16 protein-coding genes are annotated in these 20,275 nt (G+C 43.9%); all 16 read right to left on the bottom strand.

What is annotated here, in order from left to right:
- Positions 1-6: 6 nt before the first annotated feature.
- The 16 genes from F1644_RS09380 to F1644_RS09305 all read right to left on the bottom strand — a co-directional run bounded on the left by F1644_RS09380 (position 7) and on the right by F1644_RS09305 (position 19,967).
- Positions 7-3,129, bottom strand: a complete 3,123-nt coding sequence (locus F1644_RS09380) for an efflux RND transporter permease subunit (protein WP_118305108.1) — start codon at positions 3,127-3,129, stop codon at positions 7-9.
- Positions 3,130-3,137: 8 nt separating this feature from the next.
- Positions 3,138-4,259: an efflux RND transporter periplasmic adaptor subunit gene (locus F1644_RS09375; protein WP_168044541.1), complete on the bottom strand. Its 1,122-nt coding sequence runs from the start codon at positions 4,257-4,259 to the stop codon at positions 3,138-3,140.
- A 201-nt stretch (positions 4,260-4,460) separates the two neighbouring features.
- On the bottom strand, positions 4,461-5,069 hold the full coding sequence (locus F1644_RS09370) for an outer membrane beta-barrel protein (protein ID WP_087422527.1): 609 nt from the start codon (positions 5,067-5,069) through the stop codon (positions 4,461-4,463).
- A 41-nt stretch (positions 5,070-5,110) separates the two neighbouring features.
- On the bottom strand, positions 5,111-5,767 hold the full coding sequence (locus tag F1644_RS09365) for a DUF4136 domain-containing protein (RefSeq protein ID WP_027201729.1): 657 nt from the start codon (positions 5,765-5,767) through the stop codon (positions 5,111-5,113).
- Between the two features lie 195 nt (positions 5,768-5,962).
- Positions 5,963-6,355, bottom strand: a complete 393-nt coding sequence (locus F1644_RS09360) for an ExbD/TolR family protein (protein WP_027201730.1) — start codon at positions 6,353-6,355, stop codon at positions 5,963-5,965.
- A 17-nt stretch (positions 6,356-6,372) separates the two neighbouring features.
- Positions 6,373-7,041, bottom strand: a complete 669-nt coding sequence (locus F1644_RS09355) for a MotA/TolQ/ExbB proton channel family protein (RefSeq protein ID WP_168044542.1) — start codon at positions 7,039-7,041, stop codon at positions 6,373-6,375.
- A gap of 265 nt (positions 7,042-7,306) precedes the next feature.
- Positions 7,307-8,263: an ABC transporter permease gene (locus F1644_RS09350; protein WP_087422533.1), complete on the bottom strand. Its 957-nt coding sequence runs from the start codon at positions 8,261-8,263 to the stop codon at positions 7,307-7,309.
- Positions 8,256-8,996 carry an ABC transporter ATP-binding protein gene (locus F1644_RS09345; RefSeq protein WP_087422534.1) on the bottom strand — a complete coding sequence of 247 codons (741 nt, stop codon included), beginning with the start codon at positions 8,994-8,996 and terminating at the stop codon, positions 8,256-8,258. Before F1644_RS09345 ends, F1644_RS09350 begins: the two co-directional genes overlap by 8 nt.
- Before the next feature lie 3 nt (positions 8,997-8,999).
- Positions 9,000-10,145 (bottom strand): COG1470 family protein, encoded by a 1,146-nt coding sequence (locus tag F1644_RS09340; protein WP_168044543.1) that lies wholly within the window; start codon positions 10,143-10,145, stop codon positions 9,000-9,002.
- Positions 10,146-10,408: 263 nt separating this feature from the next.
- Positions 10,409-11,350, bottom strand: coding sequence for a YeiH family protein (locus tag F1644_RS09335; RefSeq protein ID WP_168044544.1), 942 nt, complete (start codon positions 11,348-11,350; stop codon positions 10,409-10,411).
- Between the two features lie 270 nt (positions 11,351-11,620).
- Positions 11,621-14,848: a type I restriction endonuclease subunit R gene (locus F1644_RS09330; RefSeq protein ID WP_168044545.1), complete on the bottom strand. Its 3,228-nt coding sequence runs from the start codon at positions 14,846-14,848 to the stop codon at positions 11,621-11,623.
- Between the two features lie 12 nt (positions 14,849-14,860).
- Positions 14,861-15,958 carry a restriction endonuclease subunit S gene (locus F1644_RS09325; protein ID WP_168044546.1) on the bottom strand — a complete coding sequence of 366 codons (1,098 nt, stop codon included), beginning with the start codon at positions 15,956-15,958 and terminating at the stop codon, positions 14,861-14,863.
- A gap of 31 nt (positions 15,959-15,989) precedes the next feature.
- Complete coding sequence (locus tag F1644_RS09320) at positions 15,990-17,036, bottom strand: PDDEXK nuclease domain-containing protein (RefSeq protein WP_168044547.1); 1,047 nt, start codon at positions 17,034-17,036, stop codon at positions 15,990-15,992.
- Positions 17,023-18,612 (bottom strand): class I SAM-dependent DNA methyltransferase, encoded by a 1,590-nt coding sequence (locus tag F1644_RS09315; RefSeq protein WP_168044548.1) that lies wholly within the window; start codon positions 18,610-18,612, stop codon positions 17,023-17,025. The genes F1644_RS09320 and F1644_RS09315 overlap by 14 nt, the downstream gene beginning before the upstream one ends.
- 77 nt (positions 18,613-18,689) lie before the next feature.
- Positions 18,690-18,896: a helix-turn-helix transcriptional regulator gene (locus tag F1644_RS09310; RefSeq protein WP_168044558.1), complete on the bottom strand. Its 207-nt coding sequence runs from the start codon at positions 18,894-18,896 to the stop codon at positions 18,690-18,692.
- Between the two features lie 174 nt (positions 18,897-19,070).
- Positions 19,071-19,967, bottom strand: coding sequence for a LysR substrate-binding domain-containing protein (locus F1644_RS09305; protein WP_168044549.1), 897 nt, complete (start codon positions 19,965-19,967; stop codon positions 19,071-19,073).
- Positions 19,968-20,275 lie beyond the last annotated feature (308 nt).

The raw sequence follows: 20,275 nt of genomic DNA, 5'->3' as shown, positions 1-20,275 counted from the left end.
ATTATTTTATTCATAACGTTCTTCTTTCTTTTTGTGAATGATAAAACCGTATTTTTCCTGAAGTCTTTGCATGATGATGAAAAGGGGAGGAACGATGAATAGCAAGGCTATTGTTCCGATGATCATGCCCCCGACAACTCCGGCTCCCAAAGTACGATTCCCATTAGCTCCCGCACCACTGGCGTAGAGCAGGGGCAACATACCGAAGATCATGGTAAGTACGGTCATCAAGATGGGACGCAGGCGGACTTTGGCAGCGTCGAATGCCGCATCTTCAATACTCATTCCGGTTTGTCGACGCTGGGCTGCATATTCCGTGATCAGGATGGCTGTTTTTGCCAGCAGACCGATGATCATGATCATACCTGTTTGCAGGTAAATGTTGTTTTCAACATCGAATACCTGTGCCGCGATGAAACATCCCAGGATTCCGAAAGGCACGGAGAGGATAACGGCAAACGGGACAAAGAAACTCTCGTAGAGAGAACAAAGTAACAGATAGATGAATACTACACAAACGATAAGGATAAATACTGTATTATCTGATTGGCTTTGTTCACGGGAGGAACTTCCGAACTCGTAGCCGTATCCTTCCGGCAATGTATTTTGTGCCACTTCTTTGATGGCGTTGATGATGTCTCCTGAACTGTATCCGTTGGCCATGGTTACGTTGGCCGAGATACAGTTGAACAGGTTAAAGCGGCTCAGACTTTCCGGACCGGAGGTTTTGGTTAGTGTTACATATTGGCTGACCGGGGCCATTTCATCCCCGTTTTTGAAATAGATGTTGTCTAGGGAATGTGTGTCCAGCCGATATTCCGGGCTGGCTTGGAGGATGACCCGGTATACTTTTGAGAAACGAATGATGTTGGAGGCATAGATTCCACCGTAGTACCCGGAAATGACATCCAGTATATCGGAGGGGGAGATCCCGGCCCGCTTACATTTTGCTGCATCCACGTCCACCACGTATTGTACGTAATCCACTCTGAAGGAGCTGAAAGCGGACATGACTTCCGGGCGTTGGTTCAGTGCGCTGAGAAAGTTTTGGGCAACATCATAGAAATCATTGATTTCCCCGCCTTTCTTGTCCTGCAGGTAGAGTTCCACGGCATTACCCGTACCGTATCCGTCAATCATACTTGGAGCCATGACGAAGACCGAGGCCTCTGTAACTTGTTGCATATCCCGGTTGAGCCGATTCATGATTGCCGTGGAGGAATGTTCGTCACCTTTCCGTTCGGACCAATCCTTGAGCTGGATAATAAGCATCCCGCTGGATGAACCGGAACCACCTGTCATGCTATGGCCTACTACTCTGGAATAGGCTTTTATCTCGGGATAGGACAGAACAATCTTTTCAATCTGGTCCATGACCCCTATCGTGAATTGCATATTACTTCCGGGTGCGGTGCTGACGGAAACGAACAAGGTACCCGTGTCTTCATCGGGAATTAAACCGGTTTTCGTGTTATTCATCAGGAGAACGGCAAGGACAATGGAACAAGCGAGTGCTATTCCGGCAATCCATTTCCGTTTGAACATGAGGCGCAATCCGGATTGGTATTTGTTGTACAGTGCCAGATAGGAAATACTGTATGCTTTTTTGACGAGGGTGGTCAGTTTGCGGTCTTTGGATTTCCGTTGAAGTAATAGTGCGCTTAGTGCCGGACTTAATGACAGGGCGTTGACGGCAGAGATTGCAACGGCAACGGCCATTGTCAGACCGAATTGTTTGTAGAATGTTCCGCTTGTCCCGCTTATGAAGGATACGGGGATGAATACAGCCATGAATACGATCGTGGACGTGATGACTGCTGCCGTGATGTCATGCATGGCGTGACTTGTTGCAGTGGCAGAGTTTGTTTCTCCCGAATCCATTTGAGTCTGTACGGCCTCAACGACGACAATGGCGTCGTCGACAACTGTTCCGATCACCAGTACCAAGGCAAACAACGTGAGTAGGTTCAAGCTGAATCCCATCAAGTAGATGAAAGCAAAAGTTCCGATAAGGGATACGAGGAGTGAAAGTGTGGGTATTAAGGTTAGTTTATAGTCGTGAAGGAAGAAAAATACTACCAGTACGACGAGAACAATGGCTTCCAGCAATGTTTTGACAACTTCACCGATAGAGGCAAAAAGGAAATCATTGGTATTCTGGAGATATAGGTAATCAAGTCCCGCGGGGAACGATTCTGATAATTCTTCCAGTAATGTTTCTATTTGAGAGTTGATTTCCGTGGCGTTGGAACCGGCAGTCTGGTTGATCATCATGGTCACTCCGTGGTGTCCGCTGATCCCTCCGGCATAACTGTAACTCTGGTCTCCCAATTCGATTTCGGCGACATCTTTTAACCTTAGGACTTCTCCGTCTGCGGTGGAACGTACCACCAGTTCACCGAATTCTTCCGGGGTCTGGTAACGTCCCCTGTATTTCAGCGTGTACGTGAATACATTGTCAGAGTTTTCTCCGAAAGAACCCATGGAGGCTTCAATGTTCTGTTCATCCAGCACGGCCGTGATGTCTGCCGGGACAAGTTTGTAGTGGGCCATCGTTTCCGGGTTTAACCAGATTCGTATACTGTACGTGGCTCCCATGCTCCGGACTTCCCCGACGCCTTCGATACGCTGTATCTGTGGGGCAATATTGATATTGATGTAGTTTGTAATGAATGACTCGTCGAATGAGTCATCCGGGCTGTATATACCTAGAATGGCAAGAGTACTGATCTGTCTTTTCCCGACCGTGATACCTACTTTGGTGACCTCACTCGGTAGTTGTCCTTGTGCTTCTGATACCCGGTTCTGCACGTTCACGGCTGCCTGATCGGGATCTGTTCCTTGTTTGAAGTAAATGTTGATACTGGCGGAACCTGATGATGCGGAGGATTCCATGTAGGTCATGTTTTCCACCCCGTTGATCGTTTCTTCCAGGGGGACGATCACGGCTTTCTGGACGGTTTCCGCGCTTGCCCCCATGTAGGATGCGGAGACATGAACTGTAGGCGGAGCGATGTCCGGGAACTTTTCTACTGACAGGGATTGCAATGCCAGTAACCCCAAGAATACGATGGCTATGGATATACAAATAGCCAGTACGGGGCGTTGTATAAATCTATTTTCTTTCATGGCTTCTTTTATTTTTCAGGAGACGTGGTGTTTACACTTTTCACTTGGACTCCATCTTTGAGCAGTCCGGCACCGGATGCAATAATTTCATCCCCGACTTTTAACCCGTCGAGTACGATGTATTCTTTACCGTCATTGGTGGAAGAAACGGTAATTTGTGTTGACTTGGTTTTGCCGTCAATAATCTTGTAAACGAAAACCTTGTCTTGTAACTCGAAGGTCGCTTCTTGTGGAATTAGAATAATATCGGTGTAAGTTTCGGGGATAACCACGCTCCCGTTTGCCCCGCTATGAAGAAGTCGGTCCGGGTTGGGGAAGACTGCCCGTAGGGATGCCGTTCCCGTGTTCTCGTTGATGACACCGCTGATACTGGCCACCCGTCCGGTTTGGTTGTACAGGGTTCCGTCGCTCAATTTGAGTTGAATATCGGGCATTTGTTCCAGTGCTTTTTCCAGAGTTCCGTACTCCCGTGCCATGTTAAGCAGGTTGTTTTCGTTGATGGAAAAATATACGTACATTTCTGAGTTGTCGGACACGGTTGTTAACGGTTCGGACATCGTTGAACTAACGAGTGTTCCCTGGCGATAGGGAATCGTACCGATCACCCCGTCTGATGGACTTTTGATTTCCGTGTAGGAAAGGTTGTTTGCTGCGTTGACTCGAGATGCCTCCATTTGTGCCAGAGTTGCCTCTGCCGTGTGTAACTGGTTTAAGGCCGTTTGGAGTTCATAATCGGATACAACTTGGTTGTCGTATAACTCCTTCGTGTTGTCATAGTCTAAACGGGCGGAGGCGACCCCGACTTTTGCTGCCGCGTAATTGGCTTCTGCCACTCCCAGGGCTGCATTATAGGGTACCTGGTCTATAACGAATAGAATCTGTCCTTTCTTGACCCTTTGTCCTTCCGTGACTTTAATATCGGTGATTTTGCCCGATATTTCTGCATAAATACTGACATCTTGTTTTCCTCGGATCGTTGCGGAGTAGGATGTTGATAGGGTTTTACTACTGTCTTTTACGACAAGGGTTGCGTACTCCTTGCTTATCGGTTGCGATGTCTCGTTCTTGCAGGAAGAGATCATTAGCACGAATCCGATTAATACCAAATAATAATTTTCTTTAATTCTCATATCCTTTTTCGTTTTGTGTGTATTCCAAATAACTGGTGTAAAATAAGCTAATAGAACTTATTTTGTCCATAGCCATACCCGCACGGGTTTGGTTCAAAACGAAACACTTTTTGTTGTCAGGAAAATGGAGATTAAAGTAAATGGAGCCGTGACATTGCCACGGCTCCATTCCCCTATTGATTACCTAGTTGTTTAACCTGTTTAATTTCCCATAAAGACGATACCGACACTGATCGTGAAGTTTTGCATGGCTTCCACTTTCCCGGATTTGGTTCCGTAGGTGTATTTAGCCCCGATGTTGAATGCAAATTGGTCATTGACGGGGATAATGGTACCTATTTCGGGTGCGAAAGCGAATTGCCATCTTGCGTTCGTGGCAGTGAATTGTCCCAGATCGGTTTTTAGTTCTGTCCAACTGGTACCTAATCCGAGTCCTAGGTAAGGTCTGAACATGGTGTTTTGATCTGTCAGCCAGTAACGTCCCATCACCATGATGGGTACCGTGTTGATGTAACGGTATTGATAACCGGTGATCGTGTGTATATCTTTACTGCCTTTGAAAAGGAAGTCTCCCGTTAATTTACCTTTGTCCTTGTAGAACGTGTTCCAACCGATCATACCCCCGATAGAGAATTTCTCGTTTAGGAAATGATGGTATTCAAGATCCATACCCCGGAAACTCATTTTGCCGGCGTAATCATTCATTTTTCCAAGTGGAACAGACATCTGGTAGTTTAAGTTCAGCATTTGTCCTTTTACTAATGGGCTAAGCCCGAATAGTATGAGCGATATAATTAATAACTTTCTCATAATCGTTTAAATTTAAAATTGACAATTAATGATCTATCCTACTATTTTTTCAAGTATGGTGACTGGATGAAACACTGGTCAATCGTTGTTTCCATTCTGTCAATAATAGATTGTTTTGATCCTTGTAGCAAACCGTCGGCGATACCGCTCCAGAGTACAGGAACTTTCTTGGTTGAGCTGGCTTCTTGGTTGGTTGCAATCATGTCAATCACGATGGAACCACTTCTGTAAGAGTATACCGTTACCGGGTACCACGGGTATGAAGGACCCCAGCCCGGACCCCATGTCGGACCCCAGATCCAGTTCCAGCCCGGATACCAACCCCAGTAGTTATACCAGTAGTCAGAGCCATAATAGTAGTTCACGTTAGAGAAAGCTGATACGGTGACAATGAAACTCGGTTGTTGATCCTCCTCGCTAGTCGGTTCGATGTACGAGTATCCGAGTTGGGTAAAATTGTCTTTTACCAGTTGTAAGATTTGGGCATCGAATTCGTGGTTCGGAGTTTCTCCTTTTGCCACGAAATAAACAATAGTGTCGGGGAGCGAGAATGTGGTGTACTTGGTGAAGTCCGCATTTTTGTCATAATTCGTTATGGCAACGTCCATCTCCTCCACGTTGTCAGCGCCTCCGGGATAGCATGATACCAGAAACTGTGCAAACAGCCCGATGAATGATAAAAATAATAAACGTTTCATACTGTGTTAGTTTTAGTTTAACAATTGTTGCTAATATATTTATCTACAACGAGATAATCATTACAAGCGATGAATGTCAAGTTTTGCTCACTTGTGAGGTTGTATACGCCGACTAGGACGATAGGTTTCAGCTACACGATTATTTTTTTTCGTGAACCTGTTCTGTGTTAATCCGGTAGTATGAATTTTTAGAGGCTATTCGGGTTCCGTGCTTAGGATAAGGCGGTAGTTGTGATCTTTGGCGATATTCATCACTTTCACGATTTGTTCCAAGGGAACAGATTTATCTGCTTGAAGAGAGATACACGGATCTTCCAATTCCCGTAGTTCTTCCACGAGTCGGCGCTCCAGCATGGAGAAAGGGATTACTTTTTCGTTCAGGTAGAACGTGTAGTTTTTGTCGATAGACACGACCGTGACAGGTTTGTCCGAAGTTTGATTCGTGCTTTTGGGTAATAATAATTTCAATGCGTTGGGATTGATCAACGTCGAGGATATCATGAAGAATAGCAACAATAGGAAGAATATGTCGGTCATGGACGACATGTTGAAATTCGGGTTGATCTTGCTTTTACGTTTTATTGCCATGACGAAATAATTGAAAATTATTTTTTGGGACGGAGGTATTCGATAAGTTCAGAGGAGTAGTGTTCCATGCGGAAAACGATTTTGTCAACACGGGCAACCAAAAAGTTGTAGGCCAGTTGGCCGATGATTCCGACGATCAACCCGGCCACGGTGGTGATCATGGCGGTGTAGATACCCCGGGAGAGAAGACCGATGTCGATGCTGTTTCCGGCCATGGACATATCGTAAAAAGATTGTACCATCCCGACCACGGTTCCCAAGAATCCGATCATGGGAGCGGTTCCGGCACAAGTGGCTAAGGTCGGAAGACCTCGTTCCAAGTTGGCGACCTCGTAATTGGCCGTGTCTTCCATGGCCTGGCGAATTTCTTGCGGGTCTTCGTTGCTTATTTTGATCCCCTTGGCGATAGTGTGTGCCAGTGGAGAGCCTTCTTTTTCACATTCTTCGAGTGCGACACGTGTGTTTCCGGTTTTCAAAATTTCTTGTATTTTTTCCATGAAAGGGACATCCGTTAGCCCTGTTTTGCGGATAAGCCAGAATCTTTCGCAAGCAATGTAGATAATGATAACAGACAATATAAATATGGGGATCATCAACCAGCCGCCCATCACGACCATATCCCATAGATTCATTCCAGCGTTGTTTGTAGGTGCAGTTTGAACTGCCAGTATAAAAGTTTTAATCATACTCGTTTTTTATCGTCGTGCGAAGATAATGTGGTTTTTACGAATTCACAAATTCGAGGGGAGAAAGTTTGTAAAGTCTATAAAGTTCATAAGGTTTGTAAAGTTAATAGAGGCCTTCGAACAATGTTTAGCGGCAGCTCTGGCTGCCGTCGACAAAGCTAACCGCTAAAGTTAACGGACGTTATGAACTTTTAGAACCGAAGGTTCAACTTTATAACTTTACAAACTAGAGGTGTGTCAAAAGTCTTTTGACACACCTCTTGCATTATCGGGATCTGATCTCCTTTCTCATGAAAGAACCATACGAGAGTGCGAAACAGATGACGGTGGCAGCAATCAGTCCCGTGAGTTGCGGCCAGACAACCATTAAACTTTGTCCCAGTGGTAGCGGGCTGGGGATTGCCCCATGAACCTGTTCCATGGTCAAGGGGCCCAAGCTACGAACCGAGGGCATCAGTAGTGTCGTGGTTGCCTCGTTGAAGAGCATGCTCGGGGCAAAACGCAACAGGTTGAGCATGAATTTCTGATAACTGATGACTTGGTAGGCGCTAGCCATGGCCGAGGGGCTGATGGCTTTACCGACCAAGTTGATAATCATGTTGTAAAAGACGCTGAAGAATAACCATACGGCCACGCATGCTAGAGCCGAGGTGGCGGCCTGTTTGAACTTTATCGAAAAGAAAATGGATAAGTTCAGCCAGAAAGCCACGTAAATAATACTAACCACCACAAAGGCTATAATGCGTAAAAACTCTTCCGCTGTCGGCGGTATTCCTATCGCTATTAGCCCGAATCCCATAACCAGAAGTGCCAGGGCTAGTAACATGCTCCCGATAACGATCAAGGCTCCCACGAATTTGGCGTTGATCAGGTAATCCCGATGAATGGGTTGGGACAGGATGCGGCTAAGCGTTCCTTTACTTTGTTCGGAATTGATGGCATCAAACCCGAGCGCGATGCCTAATAACGGTCCGAGAAAGTTAATGAAGATCACGAACGAGGGCAGGGTGCCGTCGGATACGGTGAATAGTTTCAAAAACAAAAATGAACCGTCGGGATCATTGGGTTTGATGGCTGCTCCGATATTGGTTAATGCCGTGTAGAGGGAACCCATGCAAGTCAGCGCGATAATGGCTATCAGGATAATGAATTTCCAGCTTCTGACATGGTCGGCGACTTCTTTACGGACAATAACCCAGAACGGACTTTGTATTTTATTCATGGCTTTTTCCTCCTCCGAAATAACGGTTATACATATTTTCGAGCCCGTGTTCCTCGTTTTGTAACTCGTTGACGTTGACCTCTGCCAAGAGTTTACCTCCCCCGAACAGGCCTACCCGGTCACAGATTTGCTGAACTTGATCCAGATGATGGGAAGAGAATAGCACGGTCAGCCCGTTTTCTTCTCTTAACTGCCGGATCAAATCCATGAATTCCTGAACCCCTGCCGGGTCAATACCGGATGTCGGTTCGTCAAGGATAATCACTTCCGGTTGCTTGATCAGCACATCCGCCAGTCCGAGACGTTGGCGCATACCCCGGGAGTATTTCCCGGCTTTCTTCTGTGTGTCAACCGGTAGCCCTACCCGTTCGAGCAATTCCTTGGCCTTGGTTCTTGCATCCGCTTCCGGGATCCGGTTCAGGCGGGCCGTGTACAACAGGTTTTCGATACCTGTCATGTCATCATAGAATCCGACGTCTTCCGGCAGGTAACCCACCTTTTCCCGTACCTGTATCGGGTTCCGGGTTGAATTGATCCCGCAGACCTGTACCGTTCCGGAAGTCGGATCCGTCAATCCGAGCATCATTAGGATTGTCGTGGATTTGCCGGCCCCGTTCGGGCCGAGAATCCCGAATATTTCCCCTTTCCGGACGGATAGATTTACGTGATCAACAGCGGTGAATTTCCCGTACTTTTTCGTCAGTTCATGAAGTTCGATGATAGGCTCGCTCATGATCTACCTCCTTCCATATTTGCGGAACAGGTAGTACACGCATCCCAAGGCGACAAGGATGACCAGTACGCCCATCCAACCCCAGATCATGGGTGTTCTCACCGCAATTCTGAAATCTGCCGAGGAGTTTACTTCCGGGGTTTTGGCAGATATTTTAGTCACGTAATCTCCCGGAAGAGCTTTTTTGGATGCTTTTACCGTGGCCGTGACGTTAGCGGTTTCACCTGCTTTCAAGCGATTGATTTTTGCCGGTTCGAAGGTTACTTCCCAGTCAACCGGTTTGTTGGCAGATAGCTGGATGTCCTTTAGTTCTGCCGATCCGGTATTCCGGACAATTAAATCTATATTCTTGTTATCTCCCGCGGTGATCTCGCTGCTGAGCAGGCCACGGGGTGTTGTCAGTTCCATCTGGTAGGTTCCCGTGATCACAACTTCCAGCTCCAGCTCGGCAGAGGTGGTGCTTGTCGTTGCTCGTACCGGAATTTTGTAACTTCCAGCTTCAACGTTGGCCGGAGGGTTAATGTCAATCGTGATGCTCTGTGTGGCATTCGGTTCAACTTGGGCCGATGTGGCTTGCTTGTAGTTTGCCTTGAAGACCACGTTCCAGCCTCTGGGAGCTTGTGCCATCAGCGCATAGAGCTGTTGTTCTGCTGTTTGGTTTTTCAGCGTGGCATTGAAGGTAAACGAGGATTTGGAGTTCCCCTGCATGTTGGGTTGATTCGTGGTAAAATCGGTTTGGTAGGTACCCTGTTTGGAGACCGTGATCGCGATGGGGAGTTCTCCAAGTCCCTCTGCAACAACCGTGAAACGGTAAGTCCCTTTGTTGACTTTTAGCGGGATGTCCACTTTTAGCGAAACGTTCTTTTTCTCGTGGGGTAGGACCGCAAGTTCACTGATGGTCCACGTGCCGGCCTTTAGTTCGTAATTCCAGCCTCGTGGCAGTCCTTTCACGGATAAGTTCACGTTTTTAACTACATCGTAGTTGTTGATAACGTCAATACTGTAGTTTACAGATTCTCCCGGTGGAACAGCGATTTTCGTGTAGGGAGTGTACAGAATCACATTTTTGTCGGATTCCGAGGCCTGCAATTGTATGGGAAGAACACCCATCAGCAGTACCAGTAATAGATTAAGATAATTTGCACGCATTGTCATAAAAATTTTCGTTAGATAATTTTGATATGATTTTCAATACGTTCCCAAATATATATACTATCTGTATTACTTATTTTTAAAAGATTTAAAAAAAAATTATTTTGGTTCATAAGGTTCGTAAAGTTTATAAGGTTTGTAAAGTGACGGGAGTCCTTCGAACCGTGTTTAATGGTTGTTCTAGCTGCAATAGACAAAGCGTCCTGTAAGGACGCTTTGACTTTATGAACCTTATAAACCTTATGAACTTTATACCCCCATCATAGTAACATGATCACGCTAGCCGATAGTGTGCTGATGCAAATCCAAAGGATGATGCCTAACAGGATCGGTTTGAAACCTACTTGTTTGATGGTATCTTTAGAGAGTCCGGCACCGATAAGGAATAGCGTGAATAACATTCCGACTTTAGCGAATCCCACAATCTGAGTGTAGAAATGCCCCCATTGCGGCGTGTAGGTAGCGATGATCATGGCGACAATGTAGAAGAAAATAAAGTAAGGAATGGATATTTTTGATTTGGTGTTTGTTCCTTTATTATAGAAGAAGGCGGCGATCAATGAAACCGGAATGATCCAAAGTGCCCGGATCAGTTTGGTTGTGGTAGCGATAGCCAAAGCCTCGTTGCTGTATGTTTTGGCCGCACCGACCACGGAACTCGTGTCGTGGATGGCAATAGCGCACCAGTATCCGAATTGATGATCGTCCATTTCCAGCCAGCGTCCGATTATTGGGAAGATGAATAGTGCCACGGCGTTAAGCATGAAAATGGTTCCCATGGCCACGGTGATGTCCTTGTCTTTGGCTTTAATGACAGGAGCCAAGGCGGCAATGGCACTTCCCCCGCAGATGGCGGTTCCCCCGGAAACGAGGAATCCGGTGTCCCGGTTGACTCTTAGTTTGCTGGTAAAGAACAATCCCAAACCGATGGTAACGACAATGGAAAATATGGTGAACAGGATTCCTGTTTTCCCGGCTTCGATGGCTTGTTCCACGTTCATGCCGAAACCTAGTCCTACAACGGAAATTTGGAGAAGTATATGGGTGATCCGGCTATTAATTGCCAAGAACGGGTGACCGATAGTCAGCGATAAAATTAGACCTAGTAAAAGGGCAAAGCCCGGATCAAGAAATGGTACAAGAAATAAAGCTACGATGAAAAGTACTTCCTTTTGATTTTTGTTCAGTTGAATTTTGCTCATAATCTTTAGTTATTTGTTCGGTGCAAAATTCTCTCAAATATATGAATCTTGGAAATAAGAAATATTCAGATGGTATAACTAAAAGTAATATATTATTCGTTCCTGTAAATTTGAGATAGGAAAGTTATCCGTTTCATAGAAAGTCTGGCACAATAGAACATTCTACATCATTAATAATCTCATCTATCAAATTATTAGCACGTGATATGGCTTCTTTCAATAGTTTCATATCAATCTCAATGGACACAATGAACAATAATTGCAATGTTACTAATTATTCTTCTTATAATTTTCTACCTGCTCCAATACTTTTTGAAAGACCTCTTCATCCCATTGAGGAGGATAATCCTCTTTGTAGAGAAGGTAGGTGAGTTGACTAGCGAGCTTATTTTTCAGGTTGTCGTTATTCAACCAATCGGCATAAACAGCGGTATCATCAATCAGAGTCTTGATTTTCTTTGCCAACTCAATACAACGTTTATCCGCATATTCAAAACCGTGTTTATCTCGAACTTCAACAAGGACATCAAAGAATGCTTTTTCTTCGAAAGTGATACCCAATTCCTTGAATTTCTCACTATCAGCCTTAAGTTCTTTCAGAATGTTCATCAATTTGTTCGACAGCCCGTTGATTTTGTATGAAACAATGTCATATACATCGTCCACGACGTTCTGTGTCACATCATTGGTAAATGTCAACCTGTCCCGTGTGTTATAGGCATCTATTGTATCTTCAAGCATTTTCTGGAAATGTTCGGCCTGTATCTTGTTTGTCCGGTTGTATGCTCTGATGGCTTTGGCGACAAGTTTACAGAGAATCTGGAACTTGGTGAACGGCATTTTTATTTCATCCACCTCTTTGGCAAACGAGTCACTGAAAATATTTTCTTCAACACCTTCATTCATTACTCGTTCCACGCCGCTTGCAAGAATTGCTTCCTGAACCATCTGTTCCACATACCTGTTCATGCTTTCCGTGTCGTGCTCTGTAGTGGTCATTTTGTTTACGTATGAGCAGATGCCCATGAAACATTGGCTCCATGCAACCTCCTCTTCAGTCAGAATGCCGGCTGGGTTACAGATATTATAAGCTGAGCGCAGGCGTTTGACATGTTCCTTGAAAAGTTTGAGGAAGGAAACCTCTCCTTTCCGTTCAACACTGTTTGCAAGGATATGTTCAGCAGCTTCCTGAATAAACTGAAGGCGGGCAAGGTCATTGTTCCCGAAAAAACGGTCAAATGCTACTCCAGACAATCGCTCTTGCAAAAGTTGCAGTTCGTTCTGCAATACTTCATGTGCAACCTCCAAATCTTCTTGTGGTCCGACTTCTCCACCATATTTTTTCATGGCCTTCTTCATCTCTTCGCGGATGCCTATGTAGTCGATAATAAAACCACATTCTTTTGTGCCGAATTTACGATTGACACGCGAAATGGTCTGAATAAGCGAATGTTTCGATAATGGTTTGTCGTTATAAAGCATTGTTAAACAAGGTACATCGAATCCGGTGATCCACATATCTACATTGATGGAAATATGGAAATTTGACTTTTCCGATTTGAACTCCGTATCAAGAAATTTACGATATTCCTTGTCTCCAAGCAGATTGTAAAGTTCCTTTTCATCATCCTTATCTCTGGTCATAACCATATTGACAAATGCGATGTCGTTCAGTTTGTTCTTTTCGTCTGCTGTCAATACAAGTTCGTTCAATGCTTTCTTTTTCTTGAACCAGTCAGGCTGCATCTCTCGCATGATTTTATACAGTCTGAATGCAATCTTGCGGTCAGCGCAAGTAATCATAGCCTTTTGCAAACGGTCTGTTGTCTCAGTCCGACGCTTATAATCTTCGATAATGTCTTTTGCAACACGGTGCAGGACATCTTCATCACCGATAATCATCTCCATGCTTGACATGGCGGCCTTGCTCTTGGCAATATTCTCCGGTGTTGCACCCTCGTCCGAACATAGACGATAATACTCTTCTACTTTCTCTGCTTGTTCTTTATTAAGGAACACGCGAGCCAATCGAGGGTCATATTTGATTGGGACGGTGATTCCGTCATCCTCCGATTCTTTCATCGTATATTGATCTACTACCTTTCCAAATACATGTATGGTTTCATCAATAGGTGTTCCGGTAAAACCTACGTATGTAGCATTTGGCAACGCATCCCGCAAGTATTTTGCAAAGCCGTATGTGATTTTCGCTCCGATCTTACCGGCCTCTCCTTCGGTTTGTATGGACAGTTTCGAGCCGATATTGTTTTGGGAACGGTGAGCCTCGTCACTCAAACAGATAACATTGGAACGTTCTGTCAGCAATCCTGTAGTTTCTGCGAATTTTTGGATGGTAGTAATATAAACACCTCCGGTCTTGCGCATACTCATCTCTTCTGCAAGTTTTTGCCTTGTCTCGAAGACTTTTACTGCTTCATCCTCAAGATATTGCTTCGAACGACAGAACAGTTTTCCGCTTTGTGTCTCCAAATCCTCCCGATCCACTATGATGAGAATAGTCGGGCTACCTAGTTGTTTTCTGCATCGCAAAGCCAGTTGGCGGGCAAGGAACAACATGGTATAGGTTTTCCCACACCCTGTGGCTCCGAAATATGTCCCACCCTTGCCATCACCTCCGATAGAACGTAAATGGTTCAGGATGTGGTCTCGCAGTTTGCGTGTAGCAAAGAACTGCGGATAGCGGCATACGATTTCAGTCGTGTCGTCTTCTTTTACCGGATCGGGGAAATAGACATAGTCCCGTAATATCTCCAATATACGTTCCGGTGAAAGCGCTCCACGAATGAGCGTACGAAGTGTGTCAAGTCCTTTTCCGGCTTTGTCTTCATTCTCAATCTTTTTCCATTCGTAGAAAAATTCAAATGGCGTGTAGGTTGTACCCAAAGCGTTCTTTGCACCATCGCTGATTACTGCCAATGCGCAATATTTCAGCAATGTCGGAATATCTCGCGTATAACGAATGCAAATTTGCGTATGAGCATCGCGTATGGTGGCATTCTGCTTGGTCGGATTTTTCAGTTCAATGATGCAGACGGGTATGCCGTTTATGAAAAGCAAAATGTCGGGGCGACGGTTCTCACGACCTTGCTCCATGACAAACTGATTGACGCAACGGAAAATATTATGGTCGGGATGCTCGAAGTCGATATATTCCAGGCGGAATGGATTATTCCGCCCATCGCTGTATGTAAAGTCGTAACCATCACGATATAGCAAAAAAGCATTCCGAAGAGCGTAATAGTCATTTTGCCCGCCTGTATTGCGTAGATTGGCGACAATACCGTCAATTTCGGCAACCGTCAATTTCTTGTTTTTGTATTGAGTGGCAAGAAAATTTCTAAGATCCTCTTCGATGAGTGGGTCGGTATATTTCCTGTGAATGTCATCACCGAATGTATATTGCCAATGTGCCTCTCGCAGAAGAGCGATAGTTGCTTCTTCGAATTGACTTTCATAATATTTCCCTTTATTTGCCATGACCGCTGCTATTTAAGAATGTATGATATGTTGAAGCAATGCAGAACAAATCTCACGAGAAAGTCTGTTTGCTTCTTCGGCTATTTGTTTGGCTTCGTTAGCGCATTTGTAGATATTGACGATTGCACGTTGTAACTCAATAGAAAGTTTCGGTATTTCAATATCAATAAATCTGTTCCAATCCAAATTTGCTCTTACACTTGAATCACTGTAAAACCAACCTAATCTATCCATTTCCGGATTTTTGAATATCATCATGAAATACTCTGGAAGAATTGGTTCATTTTCATCAAGAGCGAAAATTGTATAAGCAGGAGATATTAGAGCCGGAAGATCTTTATCATACAATGCTATACGAATACATTTATCTCTGCCTGTCTGCATACCACTAAATGCAAACTCACCTTTTCTAATAACCTTATATTTGCTTGTATTTATAGTGTCTATTGAGGCTACTGTTGGCATAAATGTTTTATTATTATTCAACCCCAAAACCTCATAGGAATACCCTTCTTTATTTATCGTATCTACAATTTTTATCGCATTACCAATACGATACTTATCTACATTATTCTTTTTTGCCTTGTGTATATAACTTTGACAAATTTGCATAAGTGGAACAGCCTTAGCCTCGTTTTGTTCTTTGATTTCCCGAAGTGCTTTCCATGCATTCACCACCTTCTGCTGTTCGTCAGGAGATGGCAACGGAATTTCAATATCAAGGAAACGATCTTCGCGCAGGTTACCTCGAATGGAATTATCTGTATAGAACCATGTTAAACGGTCTATTTCTTTATTGCAAAATATTATATATAAATATTCATTCAAAATCTCATCACACTTATCTTTCTTGACATGGAATACATAATAAGCCGATGTAACCACAAGGTTTGTGCTTGTATTATTATAAGCTATTGGGATTCTTTCATCACGTCCAATATGCATAAGATTACAAGCAAAAAAAGTTGGAGGTACAAGATAATACCCAGATATATCAGTCCCTTCTAAATTTGCTCTTGTTGGAATGAATTGCTTATTAATATCAACCCCGGAAACAATCGCATCATTATTGGCACATTTTTGCCTGAATTGCTCGATGTACTCTCCCAACCTAACCCATTTTACATTACTAGCCCTCATATCACTCTCCCTTTCCATGTTGTTCCAAAAAGAAACGTTTTTGCTGTTCTATCTCCCTACTTAACTCTTCTTCTGTCGGCATATATGCCATATATTTAGCGGCAAAAAGCTGCTCGCTACCGTTAAGGACAGAATATTTTGCCATTACTTTGTCGGTTTCAGTGCAGAGCAGTATGCCTATTGTCGGGTTATCATTCTCATCTTTTACAAGATCATCATACATCCGTACATACATGTCCAATTGTCCCACATCCGCATGTGTCAGAGGATGTGTTTTCAACTCAAACAGCACGTAACGCTTGAGTTTAATGTTATAAAACACGAGGTCAATGTAAAAATCACCAGTGTCCGTTGAAATGTGTTTCTGTCTATCGACAAAAGCGAAACCACGCCCTAATTCCATGATAAATTGTTGCAAATGATCTATTAAGGCTTGCTCCAACTGGCTCTCGTCATATTTGCTGTCCTTGCGGAAACCCAAAAACTCGGCAACCACCGGATTCTTTATATACTCCAATGGATCACTGGCTTCAATATCGGGAGATGGTAATGTCAATCCTTCTCTTGCACAAGCCATACGGCGACCATAGTATTGTGTACCGATATTGCGATTGAGTGTCCTCACACTCCACATCTGTTCTGAGGCTTCTTTTACATACCACTCTCTGGCCTTTGGGTCTGCAACCTGTATAATCGAGCGGAAATGCGACCATGTCAAATTGTGAACACACGTGTTCACAATCTCCAAGTTATCGAAACACGAATAGAATTGACGAAAGTAATCCAGATTTCGCTTGTTGAACGTGTTGCCGTATTTAGGCATCAGTTGCTCTGCCAATGTTTTAATCAACCGGGTGCCATATTGTGCACGGGCCTTCCCATGCTGTTCTTCCTCCACTATCCGCCGTCCGATGTGCCAATAGGTGAGTACCGCAATTTGATTGACTGCTGCGTATGCCCGCCCCCGACCTTGTTCTATGATGCCTCGAATATCATCAAAGAGTTTATCGGTTGCTATATCATGATGTTGCAACTTATTCTTTTCCATACCCTAATACTTTGAAAGCGTTTACGAGTTCCGTTTCGTTTGTATCCCATCTTTTCTTCAGCACATCAAATTTATAACTCATTTCAGAAAGAGCAGATTTATAGTCTATTTCCGTATCGCGGTCAATAAACTCAATATATCTGGAAGGTACGAGGGAATATCCCTTTTTTTGAATTTCGTCGTGATGCGCAGCATAGTATAATTCCGGCTCGGCATACTCGGCAAAATTCTCGGTTTGCCAATTGAAATATATTTGACTTACTCTGTTGATTTCCGTTTCTGACAGACGGACATATTTCTTTTCGTATATATTATTGTTCCAAGTTCGCAAGTCGATAAACAAGACCTCTCCGGTACGGTTACGAAGCTGCCTGCCATGCCAAGGGCCACCTTTCTTGTTATTGTTCAAAATCCAAAGGGTGACGGATATATCGGTAGAATAGAACATGTTTCGCGGCAAAACGATAATAGCTTCTATTTTGTCGCTTTCGATTAGCTGTTTGCGTATTTCCCGCGTATCGCTATCATCCAAAGCTCCATTGGCAAGCAGGAATCCGGCTATTCCACGACTGACATTCAGTTTGTTTAGGATATGAAGAATCCATGCGTAGTTGGCATTGCTGGCAGGAGGAACCCCATAGCCTTGCCACCGAGGATCAGTCTCAAAACCTCCATATTCGGCGTATTTCTTCAAATTGAACGGCGGGTTTGCCATGATGTAATCAAACTTGAGTTCCTTATGCTGATCATCGGAGAACGTGGACACGGCTCTATCGCCCAAATGGTAAGAGATGCCTCGGATAGCCAGATTCATCTTTGCAAGGCGATAGGTTGCCGGTTCTGATTCCTGCCCATACACATTGACAGCTTTCGTGTTTCCACCATGAGCCTCGATGAACTTTGCCGCTTGAACAAACATACCTCCCGAACCACAGCAAGGATCATAGACCGTTCCATCAAAAGGTTCAATAAGAGAGGCGATAAGTTCCACGATAGAATGTGGCGTATAAAATTCTCCTTCCTCTTTGTCTGCGTTGATGGAAAAGGCCTGTAAGAAATACTCGTATACACGTCCTATGAGGTCGTGGTCATTAAATTTTTGTAGGTCTATCTTGTTTATTTCATCCACTACACTTTTCAAAACTCCCGGTTCAAGGGCTGTTTTCGTGAAAATTTGCTGCGGGAGGGCATTTTTCAGCTTGGGTTCGTTGTCATCCAAAGTTTTTATAGCCGTATCGAAAGCAATAGCCATACTGGTAGGCGAAGTAAGAATCAGTTCGTCCCAAAATGTTTCGTCTGTCAGGAAAAACACTCCATCCTGCATATATTGGTTAGGGCGCGAAAGTTGCAACTCGATGAAATCTGTATCATTAATACCCTGCACTTCCACTATTTCATGCCTGATTTTCTCCTTTTGCTGTTTGAATCGTTCTCCTATGAATTTCAGGAATACAAGAGTCAACAGCAAGTCACGCTTATCTGTCATTGCTGCACGCCCACGCAGACTATTACGACAGCTGAAAAGTATCGTTTCAAGGTTTTCTTCCTTTACCGGTTTATTTTGTTTCTTAGCCATTTTACTTTTTTATCAATTCTGCATTTAACTTAAAAGCATTTACATCAATCTTATATGATTTGACTGCTCCCATAAGTTTATTGTTCCGTTCTCAATAAGTCATCCACAGTTACACCCAAAATTTTGGATATTTGAATTAGCGTCTCCACATTGGGTTGTGTTGTATTGGTAACCCATTTGGAGATTATAGCAGGATCTTTATCCAATTGTTCCGAGAGCCACTTATTGCTCTTGTTTTTCTCTGCGAGAACGACTTTGATTCGGTTCAGTAATTTACGCTCCATGTTCATGTGTCTATTCAACATAAATACGAAGGTACAAATTATTTAGGAATATATTTGATTGAACAGGTTATATATTGCGGGAAAACACAAAAAAGTGACTAAAACATCAATTGTATTGTTAGCAATATGGTAACGAAAATATTAGGTATATTCAGTAAATACCTAAATTGTCTATCATCGTTTCGATTTTCTATTTCGGGATTCGCAGAATCTCAGGAGTAGCTCGGCGTAGGGGTCAATGGTGCCCTGCTTGTGAATGGCATAGAGCGTACGGGAGATTTCGAGGTCGTCGATGTCGATGATTTTTAGCAGGCCACAGGACAATTCGTCTTGGATGGAAAACACGGAGACCAAGGCGTAGCAATCGGAGTGTTTGAGGTATTGTTTGATTCCCTCGGTACTTCCGATAACGATCTGTTGGTTTAGCTCGTTGATAGACATCCCGGCTGCGGATAGCTGGCGCTGGATAATATTATATGTTCCGGAGCCTTCTTCCCGAACGACGAATTTTAACGTCTTCAGTTGTTCTTTCGTGATCGATTCCGGGGAATCATTTTTGGCCGAGGTAACCAGGACGATTTCATCTTTTAAAAAAGGGATATAGTGAATGTCCGTTTGCGAGGGTACACCTTCAATGAAGGCGAGTTGGATGTTTTTATCCAGCAATTCCTGCTCGATCTGGTAGGTGTTACCACTGATCAGGTTTATTTCGATATAGGGATGAGTTTCCCGGAAACGGGCCAAGTATTCAGGTAATATGTACTGGGATAGCATGGTACTGGCTCCGATGTGTAAAGTTCCGGAGAACTCTTTTTTCATGTGCTGCAGGTTGAAGGTGATGATGCGTTCCCGTTCAATCAGTTCTTCGCTTTGTTCCAAAAGGTATTTTCCGGCAGGGGTAAGCATCAACCGCACTTTCTCACGATCAAAAAGAGTGATCCCCAATCCCTTTTCCAGTTCTTTGATACTTTTGGAAATGGCCGGCTGGGAAAGCCGTAATATCTCGGCGGCCTTTGTCGTGTTCAAATGTTTTGCCGTGTGATAAAAGATCGTGAGTTTATGGTCTAGCATCTTGTTTGCTTTTAATTCTGAACAAAGGTAGAGAAAAATGGTCAATCTATTGCTTTAAAGTACACGTTCCTTTGCATCGTGGTTATTTTGATGTCATTATTGGTAAAAAGATAGTAATAATCATGTAATAATCTGATGTAAGTCTTTGAGGGGAGTTCATTCGCACTTGTAGTTCTATTGACAATGGGCGATGAAAGGGCGATGAAAGGGTGTGAGATGGGAGAGAGGAGATTATTACGGTGGCTTTTGTATGCCTTTATGGAGAACATATAGTGTTAAATGGATAATTTTTTTCAAGAAAATATTAT

It is taken from the genome of Butyricimonas paravirosa, assembly GCF_032878955.1.
Taxonomy (GTDB): Bacteria; Bacteroidota; Bacteroidia; order Bacteroidales; family Marinifilaceae; genus Butyricimonas; species Butyricimonas paravirosa.
Note: the sequence above shows the minus strand (reverse complement) of the source record. Positions and strands in the feature narration are given on the sequence as shown.

Bases quoted from the DNA above. Each gene is read 5' to 3' on its own strand.
- F1644_RS09320 (WP_168044547.1), bottom strand. From the start codon at position 17,036: ATGGAAAAGAATAAGTTGCAACATCATGATATAGCAACCGATAAACTC.
- F1644_RS09350 (WP_087422533.1), bottom strand. From the start codon at position 8,263: ATGAATAAAATACAAAGTCCGTTCTGGGTTATTGTCCGTAAAGAAGTC.
- F1644_RS09360 (WP_027201730.1), bottom strand. From the start codon at position 6,355: ATGGCAATAAAACGTAAAAGCAAGATCAACCCGAATTTCAACATGTCG.
- F1644_RS09335 (WP_168044544.1), bottom strand. From the start codon at position 11,350: ATGAGCAAAATTCAACTGAACAAAAATCAAAAGGAAGTACTTTTCATC.
- F1644_RS09365 (WP_027201729.1), bottom strand. From the start codon at position 5,767: ATGAAACGTTTATTATTTTTATCATTCATCGGGCTGTTTGCACAGTTT.
- F1644_RS09375 (WP_168044541.1), bottom strand. From the start codon at position 4,259: ATGAGAATTAAAGAAAATTATTATTTGGTATTAATCGGATTCGTGCTA.
- F1644_RS09355 (WP_168044542.1), bottom strand. From the start codon at position 7,041: ATGATTAAAACTTTTATACTGGCAGTTCAAACTGCACCTACAAACAAC.
- F1644_RS09345 (WP_087422534.1), bottom strand. From the start codon at position 8,996: ATGAGCGAGCCTATCATCGAACTTCATGAACTGACGAAAAAGTACGGG.
- F1644_RS09340 (WP_168044543.1), bottom strand. From the start codon at position 10,145: ATGCGTGCAAATTATCTTAATCTATTACTGGTACTGCTGATGGGTGTT.
- F1644_RS09310 (WP_168044558.1), bottom strand. From the start codon at position 18,896: ATGGAGCGTAAATTACTGAACCGAATCAAAGTCGTTCTCGCAGAGAAA.
- F1644_RS09305 (WP_168044549.1), bottom strand. From the start codon at position 19,967: ATGCTAGACCATAAACTCACGATCTTTTATCACACGGCAAAACATTTG.
- F1644_RS09380 (WP_118305108.1), bottom strand. From the start codon at position 3,129: ATGAAAGAAAATAGATTTATACAACGCCCCGTACTGGCTATTTGTATA.
- F1644_RS09315 (WP_168044548.1), bottom strand. From the start codon at position 18,612: ATGGCTAAGAAACAAAATAAACCGGTAAAGGAAGAAAACCTTGAAACG.
- F1644_RS09330 (WP_168044545.1), bottom strand. From the start codon at position 14,848: ATGGCAAATAAAGGGAAATATTATGAAAGTCAATTCGAAGAAGCAACT.
- F1644_RS09370 (WP_087422527.1), bottom strand. From the start codon at position 5,069: ATGAGAAAGTTATTAATTATATCGCTCATACTATTCGGGCTTAGCCCA.